This window comes from Pseudomonas sp. MF6747 (genome assembly GCF_963890955.1).
Classification (GTDB): domain Bacteria; phylum Pseudomonadota; class Gammaproteobacteria; order Pseudomonadales; family Pseudomonadaceae; genus Aquipseudomonas.
Window position 1 is genome coordinate 193,998 of sequence record NZ_CAWPSZ010000006.1, and the last position, 15,026, is coordinate 209,023.

Annotated in this window: 11 protein-coding genes; 10 read left to right on the forward strand and 1 reads right to left on the reverse strand. The window is 62.1% G+C overall.

All coding sequences use genetic code 11. The annotated features are described in order from the left end of the window. Nucleotides 1–21 precede the first annotated feature (21 nt). Genes AACW30_RS08300 through AACW30_RS08310 form a run of 3 tightly spaced genes read left to right on the forward strand, consistent with a single transcriptional unit; the run spans nt 22 to nt 2,936 of the window. Nucleotides 22–1,428 (forward strand): NAD(P)/FAD-dependent oxidoreductase, encoded by a 1,407-nt coding sequence (locus AACW30_RS08300; protein ID WP_200624721.1) that lies wholly within the window; start codon nt 22–24, stop codon nt 1,426–1,428. Between the two features lie 26 nt (nt 1,429–1,454). After that, nucleotides 1,455–1,796, forward strand: a complete 342-nt coding sequence (locus AACW30_RS08305) for a cupin domain-containing protein (RefSeq protein ID WP_200624722.1) — start codon at nt 1,455–1,457, stop codon at nt 1,794–1,796. A 60-nt stretch (nt 1,797–1,856) separates the two neighbouring features. Continuing rightward, nucleotides 1,857–2,936 carry a polyamine ABC transporter substrate-binding protein gene (locus AACW30_RS08310; protein ID WP_200624723.1) on the forward strand — a complete coding sequence of 360 codons (1,080 nt, stop codon included), beginning with the start codon at nt 1,857–1,859 and terminating at the stop codon, nt 2,934–2,936. Nucleotides 2,937–3,214: 278 nt separating this feature from the next. Here AACW30_RS08310 and AACW30_RS08315 read toward each other — a convergent pair whose 3' ends face one another. Continuing rightward, the gene (locus AACW30_RS08315; protein ID WP_200624724.1) at nt 3,215–4,000 is read right to left on the reverse strand and encodes a helix-turn-helix transcriptional regulator; all 786 of its coding nucleotides are present in this window, start codon (nt 3,998–4,000) and stop codon (nt 3,215–3,217) included. A 149-nt stretch (nt 4,001–4,149) separates the two neighbouring features. Between AACW30_RS08315 and AACW30_RS08320 the strand changes: the two genes are divergently transcribed. The 7 genes from AACW30_RS08320 (at nt 4,150) to eprS (ending at nt 14,952) form a co-directional block, all read left to right on the forward strand. Further along, on the forward strand, nt 4,150–5,253 hold the full coding sequence (locus AACW30_RS08320) for a DmpA family aminopeptidase (RefSeq protein ID WP_200624725.1): 1,104 nt from the start codon (nt 4,150–4,152) through the stop codon (nt 5,251–5,253). Between the two features lie 368 nt (nt 5,254–5,621). Continuing rightward, complete coding sequence (locus AACW30_RS08325) at nt 5,622–7,055, forward strand: serralysin family metalloprotease (RefSeq protein WP_106578104.1); 1,434 nt, start codon at nt 5,622–5,624, stop codon at nt 7,053–7,055. Between the two features lie 48 nt (nt 7,056–7,103). Then, the gene (locus AACW30_RS08330) at nt 7,104–7,472 is read left to right on the forward strand and encodes a protease inhibitor Inh/omp19 family protein (RefSeq protein ID WP_106578105.1); all 369 of its coding nucleotides are present in this window, start codon (nt 7,104–7,106) and stop codon (nt 7,470–7,472) included. A gap of 102 nt (nt 7,473–7,574) precedes the next feature. Then, nucleotides 7,575–9,329 (forward strand): type I secretion system permease/ATPase, encoded by a 1,755-nt coding sequence (locus AACW30_RS08335; RefSeq protein ID WP_106578106.1) that lies wholly within the window; start codon nt 7,575–7,577, stop codon nt 9,327–9,329. Next, nucleotides 9,326–10,627, forward strand: coding sequence for an HlyD family type I secretion periplasmic adaptor subunit (locus tag AACW30_RS08340; protein ID WP_200624726.1), 1,302 nt, complete (start codon nt 9,326–9,328; stop codon nt 10,625–10,627). Before AACW30_RS08335 ends, AACW30_RS08340 begins: the two co-directional genes overlap by 4 nt. A 2-nt stretch (nt 10,628–10,629) precedes the next feature. Beyond that, on the forward strand, nt 10,630–11,964 hold the full coding sequence (locus AACW30_RS08345) for a TolC family outer membrane protein (RefSeq protein WP_106578108.1): 1,335 nt from the start codon (nt 10,630–10,632) through the stop codon (nt 11,962–11,964). 30 nt (nt 11,965–11,994) lie between these two features. Further along, nucleotides 11,995–14,952 carry an autotransporter serine peptidase EprS gene (gene eprS / locus AACW30_RS08350; RefSeq protein ID WP_200624727.1) on the forward strand — a complete coding sequence of 986 codons (2,958 nt, stop codon included), beginning with the start codon at nt 11,995–11,997 and terminating at the stop codon, nt 14,950–14,952. The last annotated feature ends 74 nt before the right edge of the window (nt 14,953–15,026 follow it).

Below are 15,026 nucleotides of genomic sequence, written 5' to 3' on the forward strand. Positions count from 1 at the left end.
AACGAGGTAGGGGAGCTTGGCATGCCGGCATGGCGCAATATCAGTTTATGGATGGACCAGTTGGACGACCCGCTGCGGGCGCGGCCGGCGCTGGAGCATGACCTGGACGTCAATGTGGCCATCATCGGTGCCGGGTACACGGGCCTGTGGACGGCCTATTACCTGAAACGCCAGGCACCTGAGCTGAAAATTGCAATTATCGAAGCGCAAACCGCAGGTTTTGGCGCCTCTGGCCGCAACGGCGGCTGGCTGATGGGCAATTTGCTCGGCGAAGATCGCCTGCTCGCCGGGCTTGACCCGCAGCAACGCCGCGCCTCCTTTGACCTGCTGCACGGGATTCCCGATGAAGTGGCGCGAGTGCTGGCCCGTGAGGGCATCGACTGCGACTACCGCAAGGGCGGCGCGCTGTACTGCGCCGCGCGCTACCCCGAGCAGGAAGGCAGCCTGCGCCGCTACCTCGAAAAACTCTACGCCCAAGGCCTGACGGCAGACGATTACCGCTGGCTGAGCCCGCAACAACTGGCCGAACAGGTCCGTATCGCCAAACCCTATGGCGGCATCTACGCGCCGCATGTGGCGACGATCAACCCGGCCAAACTGGTGCGTGGCCTGGCGCGCGTCGTGGAGAGCATGGGCGTCACCCTCTACGAAAACAGCCCGGTCACCCATTGGCAGTCCGGCAGCCTGCGCACCGCCAAGGCGGGTGTGCGGGCCGCCTGGGTGGTGCCGGCTGTCGAGGGGTATGCCACCACACTGCCGCCGCTGGGTCGCTATCAACTGCCGGTACAAAGCCTGATTGTCGCCACCGAGCCACTGCCCGCCAGCGCCTGGGATGAAATCGGCTTGAGCCACGGCCAGGCATTCGGCGAAAGCAGCCGCCAGGTCACTTACGGCCAGCGTTCGGCCGACAACCGCCTGGTGTTCGGCGCGCGTGGCGGTTACCAGTTCGCCGGTAAATTGCGCCACAACTTCGACCTGACCGACAGCGAAGTGGAACTGCGTCGCTACCTGTTCGGCGAACTTTTCCCACAGTTGAAGAAGGTTCGGATTACCCATTCGTGGGGCGGCAACCTCGGCATGTCGCGTAACTTTCGACCGCACATGCTGTGTGACCACAAGACCGGCATCGCGCTGTCCGGTGGGTACGGCGGGGAGGGCGTAGGCGCCAGCAACCTGGGTGGCCGTACCCTGGCCGACTTGATCCTGGGCCTCGACACGCCGCTGACCACCCAGCCGTGGGTGATCCGCGAACGAGGCCTGGACGCGCTCAAGGCCTGGGAGCCCGAGCCGTGCCGCTGGCTGGGCTACAACGCGATCATTCGCAGTTTCGTCCATGAGGACCAGGTATTGGCCAACCCCAATACCGCGCCCTGGCGCCGCAAGTTGGCGACCGGCGTGGCCGGGTTCATGGAAGGTTTCATGCACTAAGACGTTTCACTCACACGGGAAAACCCATGAGCATCACTCAATTCAAAGACACGCTGAATGCCCACTTGCCGGACTCGTCACCGGTGGCCGTGCCCTTGGGCGAACCCGTCGCCTTGGCCTCGACCTTAAGTGTTGAGCGCGGCGACGGCGTCGAAACCGGCATCTGGGCGTGCACGCCAGGGCGCTGGCGTCGGCAGATCAAATCCCAGGAGTTTTGCCACTTTATCCAGGGCCGCTGCACCTTCACGCCCGATAACGGTGAAATCGTCCACATACAAGCCGGTGATGCACTGATGTTGCGGGCCAACAGCACCGGAATCTGGGATATCCAGGAAACCGTGCGCAAGACCTATGTATTGATTCTGTAACGCTTTGATCCTTGATCGCCTGCCATAAAAACAGCCCTAAAACCGCCAGGAAATCGAACCATGAAAGCCATTGCCCTGTTGCCCTTGATGTTGGTGGCCGCTATCAGCCAGGCCGCCGAGACGGTGAAGATCTATAACTGGTCGGACTACATTGCGCCGGACACCACCAAGAACTTCCAGCAAGAAACCGGCATCGGTTTCACTTACGACGTGTACGACAGCAACGAAACCCTCGACGGCAAATTGATGACCGGCAAATCCGGGTATGACGTGGTGTTTCCGTCCAACCACTTCATGGCCCGGCAAATCCAGGGCGGCGCCCTGAAAAAGCTCGACAAGAGCCAGTTGCCGAACTGGAAAAACCTCAACCCGGTATTGCTCAAGGCTCTGGAAAACAACGACCCGGGCAACCAGCACGGCTTCCCGTACCTGTGGGGCAGCACGGGCATCGGCTACAACATCGACAAGGTCAAGGCTGTGCTGGGCGACAACGCCCCGGTGGATTCCTGGGACCTGATCTTCAAGCCGGAGAATATGGCCAAGCTGCAAAAATGCGGCGTGGCGATTCTCGACAACGGCCCGGAACTGCTGCCGGCGGCGCTTAACTACCTGGGCCTGCCGCACCACAGCAAAAAGCTCGAGGACTACAAGAAGGCTGAAGACCTGCTGATGAAAGTGCGGCCGTACGTGGCGTATTTCCACTCTTCGAAGTACACCGCTGACCTGGCCAACGGCGACATCTGCGTGGCCGTCGGCTTCTCCGGCGACATCCTGCAGGCCGAGAGCCGTGCCAAGGAAGCCAAGAACGGGGTAAACATCGGCTACAACATTCCCAAGGAAGGCGCCGCCATCTGGTTCGACATGGTCGCCATGCCGGCCGACGCGCCTGACGAAAAGGCCGGCTATGCGTTCATGAACTACCTGCTGCGCCCGGAAGTGATGGCCAGCATCACCAACTACGTGCACTACGCCAACGGCAACGCCGCAGCCGACAGCCTGGTAGACCCGGCGATCAAAGCCGACACCAAGGTGTACCCGAGCCCGGAAATGATGGGCAAGCTGTTTGCACTCGAAGCGATGCCGCTGAACATCGACCGGGTTCGTACGCGGGTGTGGAACACCATTCGTACCGGGCGATAGGCTTAGCCGCTGTGGCGAGCAGGCTTGCTGTGACAAGGTCCTGTTGTGGCAAGGCCCTGTTGTGGCAAAGACCTGCTGTGAGAAGCGGGCGTCCTGTGGCGAGCGGGCTTGCCCCGCGTTGGGCTGCGAAGCGGCCCCAAAACCTGCCGATGAAGACTGTCTGATACACCGCACTCATCCCAACTGGGGCCGCTTCGCGCCCCAACGCGGGGCAAGCCCGCTCGCCACAATAAGCCTGCCAGCTGGAACGCGCCGACTCGGCACAACCGTGCATGCCGTCAGGGGGTTTCCAGATCATGGCCCAAAGACTGGATAAACAACGAAAACAGCTCCGGCTGTGACGAGATATCCAGCTTTGCGTACAGGTGTCGCCGGTGCACCTTCACGGTGTCCGGCGAGATCTTCAGGCGCTCGGCCATGGCCTTGGACGAGAAGCCGCGCAGCACCAGGCGGGCCACTTCCAGCTCACGCTCCGAGAGCACGCCAGTGCCGAATTGGTTCAGCGCATCCCTGACCTGGCTGTGCATCGTCGGCGCGCGTTGGGCGCTTTGCTGCCAATGTTGCTGCATCAGGGGCAACACCCAGGCCGCCAGCAGGGTCATCAGCCCGGTCTCCTCGAGACTGAAGCGCCGTTGCATGCCCAGCGACAGCGACAATGTCCCTGTGCCCGGCACCTGCAGGATGAACTGCACCTCGTCTTCCAGCACGTTGTCGTGGAAGTAGTTGAGGAAGTAATCGCTCTGGCGAAAATGGTCCGGCGCGACTTCCTCTAGCCGGTACACGCCACTGGCATAACCCTCGCGACAGGCCTGGTAAAACGGGTCGAGCACATACAGGCCGTTGAGGTAGGCCAGCATCGACGCCGGTTTGCTGCTCGGCAGGGCGTCGTATTCCTCCAGGGCCTGGGGCGGCCCCGCCAGTGGATAAACAATCGCCAGGGCGTTATCGAAGGGCAGGCACTGCTGCAGCAACAGCACCAGTTGCTTCCAGAACCGCTCGGTGCCGATGTGAGCGACGGTGCGGCCAAGGCCTGCGTGCAGACCGACCTCTTTGAACAGGCTCATGTCACAGGCTCCCGCCCTCAAAAGATCGGCCAAGGGTTCGGCTTTTGGCGAATACCGTCAAGGGGAGTACGCCAATAGGGGCATTGGCTGACAGGCCGGCAGGCGCTACCGTCAGCCTCATTTCGCGCAATTACAGGTAAGGAGTGGCTATGCGTGCACGTCAAATCGGCATCACGTTGGGGCTGGGCACGCCCGGCGAATTGAACGCCATCACCGATGTGCCGGGCGTTCGGGTCGGTCATAGTACGCTCAAGGCGTGTATCGACGGCAAACAAGTGCGGACCGGCGTCACCGTGATCCAGCCGCGCGAGGGCGAGGCGCGCCAGCAACCGTGTTTTGCCGGGTACCATGTACTCAACGGCAATGGCGATGCCACCGGCCTTGAATGGATCAGCGAAGCGGGGTTGCTGACCACGCCAGTGGCCATCACCAACACTCACAGCATCGGCCTGGTGCGTGACACCTTGATCGCCCTGGAGCGTGAGCGCCTGGCGGACCCGGCGGTGTATTGGTGCATGCCGGTGGTGATGGAAACCTACGACGGGCTGCTCAATGACATCTGGGGCCAGCACGTCAAGCCTGAGCATGTGCGCCAGGCGCTGGATAGCGCCCAAGGCGGCGCGGTGCAGGAAGGAGCGGTGGGCGGTGGCACCGGGATGATCTGCCATGAGTTCAAGGGCGGCATCGGCACCGCCTCGCGGCGATTGCCGGCCGAGCAGGGCGGCTGGACCGTCGGCGCGCTGGTGCAGGCCAACCATGGCAAGCGCCAGGAGCTGCGAGTGGAGGGTTACCCGGTTGGTCGTCACTTGATGGGCATTGCATCCCCCTTCGCCACGCGTGGCACGCCAGGCATGGGCTCCATCGTGGTGATCATCGCCACCGACGCACCGTTGCTACCACATCAGTGTCGGCGTCTGGCGCAACGCGCCTCGATCGGCATTGCGCGTACCGGCGGCGGCACCGAGGACTCCAGCGGCGACCTGTTCCTGGCCTTCGCCACCGGCAACCGCGATCTGCCGCCAGCCGATTACGGGCGCAAAGGCTCGCCACTGAGCACTGCGTTGCAGATGGTCAACAACGATCACATATCACCGCTGTTCACGGCCGCGGCAGAAGCCGTGGAGGAGGCGATCATCAATGCCCTGCTGGCCGGTGAGGACATGACCACGGAGCAGGGGGTCACGGTGCCAGGGTTGGCGGGTGAAACGTTGCTCGAGGCATTGGCGAGGTCCGGCTGGAGTGTGTCCCGGTAATAGGGGGCAACTAATAATTAATAGTGTAAGTAGTGGCTCTTTAATGTCGCCAATGACACCGTGACAATATATTGGATCCATTATTCAAGTGCGCCGCTCAACTTGAGCGGCTTTACTTCTATTTAATATTTAAATAACACGGGGTCTGCGCCCGTTGGGCAAATGCAATGGCCCCCAATAAACATTGCCCGCGACTTCCTTAAGTTGAATCCACGTCACATTTTCGCTGCGGAAATATTTGTAGACGAAAGATTTCAAGTTGTGTCAGTTTCGATACGCCTTCAAAAGAGGCGAGTGATAGGACGATCTCGCCCGCGGGGTTCCTATCGACCAAAGACTGATGCACTTGCAAACAAGGAAGTACGTTTATGTCAAAAGTAAAAGACAAAGCTATTGTTTCTGCCGCGCAAGCCAGCACTGCTTACTCGCAAATCGATAGCTTCAGCCATCTGTATGACCGTGGCGGCAACCTCACGGTGAATGGCAAACCGTCCTTTTCCGTGGACCAGGCAGCGGACCACCTGCTGCGCGATGGCGCCTCGTACAAGGATGTGAATCACAACGGCAAGATCGATCTGACCTACACCTTCCTCACCTCGGCTTCCTCGGCCACCCTGAACAAACATGGTATCTCCGGGTTCAGCCAGTTCAACGCCCAGCAGAAAGCACAGGCCGTACTGGCCATGCAATCCTGGTCGGATGTCGCCAACGTGAGCTTTACCGAAAGCGCCTCGGGCGGTGACACGCACATGACCTTCGGCAACTACAGCGGTGGCCAGGATGGCGCGGCTGCCTTCGCTTACCTGCCCGGCACCGGCGCAGGCTACGACGGCACTTCGTGGTACCTGACCAACAGCAGCTACACGCCGAACAAGACCCCGGACGTGAACAACTACGGCCGGCAGACCCTGACCCACGAAATCGGCCATACCCTGGGCCTGGCTCACCCTGGCGACTACAACGCCGGGACCGGCAACCCTTCGTACAAAGACGCGGACTATGGACAGGACACGCGTGGCTACAGCGTCATGAGTTACTGGAGCGAAAGCAACACCAACCAGAACTTCACCAAAGGCGGCGTCGAAGCTTACGCGTCGGGCCCGCTGATCGACGACATCGCCGCAATCCAGAAGCTCTACGGTGCCAACTACAGCACCCGCGCCGGCGACACCACCTACGGTTTCAACTCCAACACCGGGCGTGATTTCTACAGCGCTACGTCCAATGCCGACAAGCTGGTGTTCTCGGTATGGGACGGTGGTGGCAACGACACCCTGGACTTCTCCGGTTTTACCCAGAACCAGAAGATCAACCTCAATGAGGCCTCGTTCTCCGACGTTGGCGGCCTGGTGGGCAACGTGTCCATCGCCAAGGGCGTCACTGTCGAGAACGCCTTCGGCGGTTCGGGCAACGACCTGATCATTGGTAACAACGCAGCCAACCTCATCAAAGGCGGTGCCGGCAACGACATCATCTACGGCGGTGGCGGTGCGGACCAACTGTGGGGCGGCGCCGGCAACGATACCTTCGTGTACGGTGCCAGTTCCGATTCCAAGCCGGGGGCTGCTGACAAGATCTTCGACTTCACCTCGGGTTCGGACAAGATCGACCTGTCCGGTATCACCAAAGGTGCAGGCTTGAGCTTCGTCAATGCATTTACCGGGCATGCCGGCGATGCTGTACTCAGCTATGCCTCGGGTACCAACCTGGGCACCTTGGCCGTGGACTTCTCCGGGCACGGCGTGGCGGATTTCCTCGTCACCACCGTTGGCCAGGCTGCGGTCAGCGACATCGTAGCGTGATGTAAAGCGCGCGGCGCTCCGGCGCCGCGCTCTATGATGGAGCAGAACATGCCGCGTTTTTCTCATTTGATCGCCTGTGCTTCACAGGTGTTGTTCGTGTCGGCAGGAGCCCACGCAATGGCTAGCAGTCTCGTTTTACCCACCACCGCCCAGTTGGCCGGCCACTGGCAGTTGCACCAGCAGGATCAAGTGTGCGCGTTGGACCTGTTGGACCAGCCGAACGCGCTGGCCGGTGACGTGGCGTGCGCCGCGCAATGGCTGGGCGATAAACCGCTGACCTGGTTGCCGACCCCGGATGGCATCTGGCTGATGAACGCCCAGGGCACCGGCATTATTCATTTGAACCGTGAAAAAGACGGCGAATATAAAGGGCAGACGCCTTCAATCCCCGAAGTTGTCCTGCAACGAACACCTTAATTAAAAGTTATAAGCATATAACCCGATTTTAATAGTTGGCCGCCCTAATGTGGGGCCTGGGCAACTAGTGCGCGTAATTCGCTTCAGGGAAGATCAGAAGATATGGCGAAGTCCCATGCGGTTGCGCCCTTATTCAGGGCGTTGGGTGAATACAAGAGTATTTTGATCAGCATCGGCTGTTTTACCGCATTGATTAACCTGTTGATGCTGGTGCCGTCGATTTACATGCTGCAAGTGTACGACCGTGTGTTGTCCTCCCAGAATGAAACCACCCTGGTGATGTTGACGTTGATGGTCGTCGGCTTCTTTGCGTTTATCGGCACGCTGGAAGTCATTCGCAGTTTTATCGTGATCCGTATCGGCAGTCAGTTAGAGCGACGCTTCAACTTGCGCGTCTACAAAGCCGCCTTTGAACGCAACCTGCAACGCGGTGAGGGGCACGCCGGGCAATCCCTTGGCGACCTGACCGTGATCCGTCAATTCATCACGGGGCCTGCGCTGTTCGCGTTCTTTGATGCACCGTGGTTTCCCATCTACCTGTTCGTGATTTTCCTCTTCAACGTGTGGCTTGGCGTGCTGGCAACGGCGGGCGCGGTACTGCTGATCGCGCTGGCGTGCCTGAATGAATACCTGACCAAAAAACCGCTGGGCGAGGCGGGCGCGTTTTCCCAGCAATCGACCCAGTTGGCCACCAGCCATTTGCACAACGCCGAGACGATCCAGGCCATGGGCATGCTCGGCGCGTTGCGCAAGCGCTGGTTCGCGGTGCATTCACAATTTCTCGGCTATCAGAACAAGGCCAGCGACACCGGCTCGGTGATCACCTCGCTGAGTAAGTCCTTTCGCCTGTGCCTGCAATCACTTGTGCTGGGCTTGGGCGCCTTTCTGGTGATCAAAGGCGAGATGACGGCCGGGATGATGATCGCCGGTTCCATCCTCATGGGCCGCGTGCTCAGCCCCATCGACCAACTGATTGCGGTGTGGAAGCAGTGGAGTTCGGCCAAGTTGGCTTACCAGCGGCTTGACCAATTGCTGCGCGAATTCCCACCGGAAGTCGAACACATGGCGCTGCCGGCGCCCAACGGCCAGGTCAGTTTCGAGCAAGTCAGCGCGGGCCCGCCCGGGCGGCGCGTGCCGACCTTGCATCAGGTCAGCTTCAACCTCGGTGCGGGCGAAGTGCTGGGCGTGCTCGGCGCGTCGGGTTCGGGCAAATCCACCCTGGCGCGCGTGCTGGTGGGTGTGTGGCCAACCCTGGCCGGCACGGTGCGCCTGGACGGCGCCGATATCCATCGCTGGGACCGTGACGACCTTGGCCCTCATATCGGTTATTTGCCCCAGGACATCGAACTGTTCAGCGGCAGCATCGCCGACAACATTGCGCGGTTTCGCGACGCCGACCCGGAACGCGTGGTGCAGGCCGCGCAACAAGCCGGTGTGCATGAGCTGATCCTGCGCCTGCCGCAGGGTTACGACACGGTGCTGGGCGACAACGGCGGTGGCCTGTCCGGGGGCCAGAAACAACGCGTGGCCCTGGCCCGCGCGCTCTACGGCGGGCCGCGCTTGATCGTGCTGGATGAACCCAACTCCAACCTCGACACCGTCGGCGAGGCCGCGCTGGCCAGTGCCATCGTGCAGATGAAAGCCCAGGGCAGCAGCGTGGTGCTGGTGACGCACCGGTCCTCGGCGCTTGCCCAGGCCGATAAATTGCTGGTGCTGAACGAAGGCCGTTTGCAGGCCTTCGGCCCCAGCCAGGAAGTGCTGCGCGCCTTGTCGGGGCAGCAGCAGGAAGCACCACGAGAAAAGGCCGGCGTGAGCCTCAGCCGTCAGTACCAAGCCGGAAGGAATCCAGGCGCATGAGCAGCCTTACATTTGAGCAACGTGATGCCGGTTTTTTCGTAAAAATGGGTTGGCTGCTGACCATCGTCGGCGCCGGCGGCTTCTTTCTCTGGGCCAGCCTGGCGCCTCTGGACCAAGGCATCCCGGTGCAAGGCACGGTGGTGGTTTCGGGCAAGCGCAAAGCCGTGCAAACCTTCAGCCCCGGCGTGGTCAGCCGGATTCTGGTGAAGGAGGGCGAGGTGGTCAAACAAGGCCAGCCGCTGTTTCGCCTTGACCAGACCCAGAACCAGGCCGACGTGCAATCCCTGCAAGCCCAGTACCGCATGGCCTGGGCCAGCGTGGCGCGCTGGCAGAGCGAGCGCGATAACCGCTCCAGCATCACCTTTCCGGCCGAGCTGAGCGCCAACCCCGATCCGGCCCTGGCCCTGGTGCTGGAAGGCCAGCGCCAACTGTTCAGCAGCCGCCGCGAGGCGTTTTCCCGTGAGCAAGCCGGGATTCGCGCGAATATCGACGGTGCCACCTCGCAACTCAATGGCATGCGCCGTGCCCGCAGCGACTTGTCCGCCCAGGCCCAATCCCTGCGTGACCAACTGTCCAACCTGCAACCCTTGGCCGACAACGGCTATATCCCGCGCAATCGCTTGCTCGATTACCAGCGCCAACTGTCCCAGGTGCAACAGGACCTGGCGCAGAACGCCGGCGAAAGCGGCCGCGTAGAGCAGGGCATTCTTGAATCACGGCTCAAGTTGCAGCAGCACAGCGAGGAATATCAGAAGGAGGTGCGCAGCCAACTGGCCGACGCGCAGCTGCGCAGCCTGACCCTGGAGCAGCAGCTCACCTCGGCCGGCTTCGACCTGCAGCACAGTGAAATCAACGCTCCGGCCGATGGCATTGCGGTCAACCTCAGCGTGCACACCGAGGGCGCCGTGGTGCGTGCCGGTGAAACCCTGTTGGAAATCGTGCCCCAGGGCACACGCCTGGAAGTCGAAGGGCGTTTGCCGGTGAACCTGGTGGACAAGGTTGGCACGCACTTGCCGGTGGATATCCTGTTCACGGCCTTCAACCAGAGCCGCACCCCGCGCGTGCCGGGCGAAGTCAGCCTGATTTCTGCCGACCAGATACTTGATGAAAAAACCGGCCAGCCGTACTACGTGCTGCGCACCACGGTGAGCGAGGCCGCACTGGAGAAACTCCATGGCCTGGTGATCAAGCCGGGCATGCCTGCCGAGATGTTCGTGCGCACCGGCGAGCGCTCGTTGCTCAATTACCTGTTCAAGCCGCTGCTGGACCGCGCCGGCTCCGCGCTGACCGAGGAATGAGCATGAAACCTGTGTTCATTTCGCTGCTGTTGATGTGTGGCTCTGCCCAGGCTGCCATGGGCCCGTTTGATGTGTATGAGCAAGCCTTGCGCAACGATCCGGTGTTTCTCGGCGCGATCAAGGAGCGCGACGCCGGCCTGGAAAACCGCACCATCGGCCGCGCCGGGCTGCTGCCCAAGCTGTCGTACAACTACAACAAGGGCCGCAACAACTCTGAGGCGCACCTGCCGGACGGGCGCGGCGGCAACTACCGCGACGACCGCAACTACAACAGTTATGGCTCGACCTTCAGCCTGCAACAGCCGCTGTTCGACTACGAAGCCTATGCCAACTACCGCAAGGGCGTGGCCCAGTCGTTGTTCGCCGATGAAAGCTTTCGCGACAAGAGCCAGGCGCTGCTGGTGCGGGTGCTGAGCTATTACACCCAGGCCTTGTTTGCCCAGGACCAGATCGACATCGCCCGCGCCAAAAAGAAGGCCTTCGAGCAGCAGTTCCAGCAAAACCAGCACCTGTTCCAGCAGGGCGAAGGCACGCGCACCGACATCCTCGAAGCCGAATCGCGTTATGAACTGGCCACTGCCGAAGAGATCCAGGCGCTGGATGAGCAGGACGCGTCGCTGAGGGAGTTGGGCGCGTTGATCGGTGTGCAGAGCGTCAACATCCAGGATTTGGCGCCACTGAACCAAAGCTTCGCCGCTTTCACCCTGACGCCGGCCAACTACGACACCTGGCATGAACTGGCGATCACCAATAACCCAACCCTCGCATCCCAACGCCAGGCCGTGGAAGTGGCGCGCTATGAAGTGGAGCGCAACCGCGCCGGGCACCTGCCGAAGATCACCGCGTATGCCAGCTCGCGCAAACAGGAGTCCGACAGCGGCAACACCTACAACCAGCGCTACGACACCAACACCATCGGCATTGAAGTCAGCGTGCCGCTGTATGCCGGTGGCGGCATTTCGGCCTCCACCCGCCAAGCCAGCCGCGGCATGGAGCAGGCCGAGTACGAGCTGGAAGGCAAGACGCGCGAAACCCTGATCGAGCTGCGCCGCCAGTTCAGCGCGTGCCTGTCCGGGGTGAGCAAATTGCGCGCGTATCAAAAAGCCCTGACCTCGGCCGAGGCGCTGGTGGTATCGACCAAGCAGAGCATCCTTGGCGGCGAGCGGGTCAACCTGGATGCGTTGAACGCCGAGCAGCAGCTGTACAGCACCCGTCGCGACCTGGCCCAGGCGCGTTATGACTATTTGATGGCCTGGACCAAATTGCACTACTACGCGGGCAACTTGCGCGACACCGACCTGGCGAAAGTCGATGAGGCGTTCGGCCCGGTGAAATGAGCAGTTATAAAAACAATAAGGATGGTTTAGATGATCACCGATTCATCACGCTTCAAACCCTTTACCGCAGGTTCCTTGCTGCTGTTGTCCGTTGCGGCACAGGCGCAATACACCGAGACCGGTTTACTGGGTAACCCCGCCAGCTGGCGTTCGGCCGAGTTCCAGAGTGACTGGGGCCTGGACCGCAAGAAGGCGAATGAGGCCTACGCCGCCGGGATCAGCGGCAGCGGGGTAAAAATCGGCGCGCTGGACTCCGGGTTCGACACCGATCACCCGGAAGCCTCCAAAGACCGCTTCCACCCGGTCACGGCCACCGGCACTTACGTCAATGGCAGCGCGTTCAGCACCACCGGCGCGCTCAACCCCAACAACGACTCCCACGGCACCCACGTCACCGGCACCATGGGCGCGGCGCGCGATGGCGTGGGCATGCATGGCGTGGCGTACAACGCGCAAGTCTACGTGGGCAATACCAACGCCAACGACAGCTTCCTGTTTGGCCCGACCCCGGACCCCAAATACTTCAAGGCGGTGTACACCGCGTTGGTGGATTCCGGCGTGCGCGCCATCAATAACAGCTGGGGCAGCCAGCCGCCGGACGTCAGCTACCAGACCCTCGACGGCCTGCACGCCGCCTACGCCCAGCATTACAACCAGGGCACCTGGCTGGATGCGGCAGCGGATGTGGCCAAGGCCGGCGTGATCAATGTGTTCAGCGCCGGCAACAGTGGTTACGCGAATGCCAGCGTGCGTTCGGCGCTGCCCTATTTCCAGCCGGAACTGGAAGGCCACTGGCTGGCCGTGTCGGGCCTGGACAAGGCGAATAACCAGAAATACAACAAGTGCGGCATCGCCAAATACTGGTGTATTTCCACCCCGGGCGCGCTGATCAACAGCACCGTTCCCGGCGGCGGTTATGGGGTCAAGTCCGGCACGTCGATGTCGGCGCCGCACGCCACCGGCGCCTTGGCGCTGGTGATGGAACGCTACCCGTACCTGAACAATGAGCAGGCGTTGCAGGTGCTGTTGACCACCGCCACGCAACTCGACGGCTCGATCACTCAGGCCCCCAATACCACCGTGGGCTGGGGCGTGCCGGACCTGGGCCGGGCGATGCACGGGCCGGGGCAATTGCTCGGCTCGATGAACGTCAACCTGGCGGCGGGGCAGGGCGATGTGTGGAGCAACGGCATCACCGACCAGGCGTTGCTCCAGCGCCAGGCCGAAGACCGCGCCGAGCACACGGCCTGGCAGCAAACCCTGATCGACAAGGGCTGGCAAAACGGCGTGGGCGCGACTGCCAGCCAGCAGGACCAGACCGACTACGCGATCGGCACCGCCCGTGATCAAGCCGCCGCGAACCGCGTGTATGAAGGCAGCCTGATCAAATCCGGCGCCGGCAGTTTGCTGCTCAGCGGCGACAGCACCTACCGCGGCGCGACCAGCGTCAATGGCGGCCTGCTGACGGTAAACGGCTCGCTGACCTCGGCAGTGACGGTGAACGACAGCGGCACCCTCGGCGGCTCCGGGCGCATCGGCGCCTTGGCGGTGAACAGCGGCGGCACCGTGGCACCGGGCAATTCGGTCGGCACCTTGCAGGTGGCGGGCGATGTGAACCTGGGGGCGGGCTCCACCTATGCGGTGGAACTGACCCCGACCACCAGCGACCGCATTGTCGCCGGTGGCAAAGCCGTACTGGGCGGCGGCACCGTCACCCTGGCGCTGGAAAACAGCCCGACATTGCTGAGCCAGAGCCAGGTGCAAAGCCTGATCGGCCGCCAATACACCATCCTGCAGGCGGCGGGCGGCATCCAGGGGCAGTTTGGCCAAGTGCTGCCCAACTACCTGTTCCTCGGCGGCACCCTCGACTATGCGGCTAACGGCGTGCAACTGGACGTGGGACGCAACGGTGCGACCTTTGCCAGCGTTGCCGCCAACCGTAACCAGCGCGCTGTCGCCGCCGCTGCCGAGCAACTGGGCGCGGGCAACCCAGTGTATGAAAGCCTGCTTCAGTCCGATTCCGTGGCAACCGCTCGGCAAGGCTTGCAGCAACTGTCCGGCGAGGTCTACCCAGCGATTGGCGCGATGCTGATCAACGACAGCCTGCAGCTGCGTGAGGCTGTGGGTGAGCGGCTGCGCCATGTACCGGTGAGCGGCGAAAGTAACCTGTGGCTCAAAGCCCTCGGCGCCTGGGGCAAGGCTGACAGCCGCAGCGAAACCGCGGGCTCGACCACCTCGATCGGTGGCTTGCTGGCCGGTGTGGACGGTGTGTTGGACGAGCAGACCCGCGTGGGTGTGGTGGCTGGCTACAGCGACAGCTCCTTGAACCTGGGCAGTGGCACGCACTCATCGGCGTCCATCGACAGTTACCACTTCGGTGCGTATGCCGGGCGGGAACTGGGTGACTGGCGCGTGAGCGTCGGCGGCGCCTACAGCTGGCATCGCGGTGATGTGAAACGCGACCTGCAATACGGCGACGTCAGCGGCAAGCAAAAGACCAAGCTGGATGCACGCACGGCGCAGCTGTTTACCGAGGCGGCGTACCGCATTCACCTGCAACCGCTGGCGCTGGAGCCGTTCGCCAACCTGGCGTACGTGCACCTGGACAGTGACTCATTCCACGAAAAAGGCGACGCCGCGGCCCTGGAGCGTGGCAGTGACCGGCGTGATGCGGTGCTCAGCACCCTGGGCCTTCGCGCGTTGAAAACCTTGCCTTTGAATGACCATCAGCGACTGGAACTGTCCGGCTCGCTGGGCTGGCAGCACAGCCTCACGGCGGTGGAATCCGAAGAACACTTGGCGTTTGTTGCCGGCGGGCCGTCATTTGCCGTGCGCAGTTCGCCGTTGCTACGTGACGCGGCGCTGGTTGGCGTGCAGGCCAGCCTGGCGTTGAGCCCGACCACGCGGGTCAACCTGGATTACAACGGCCAGCTGGGTGGCCGCGAGAAAACCCAGGGCGTGGGGCTGAGCCTCAACTGGCAGTTCTAGAGAGCAACGCAGGTCAAGAACTGTGGGCGCTGGCACGCCAGCGCCCACATTAGACGGGCGGCGCTGAAGAAAAG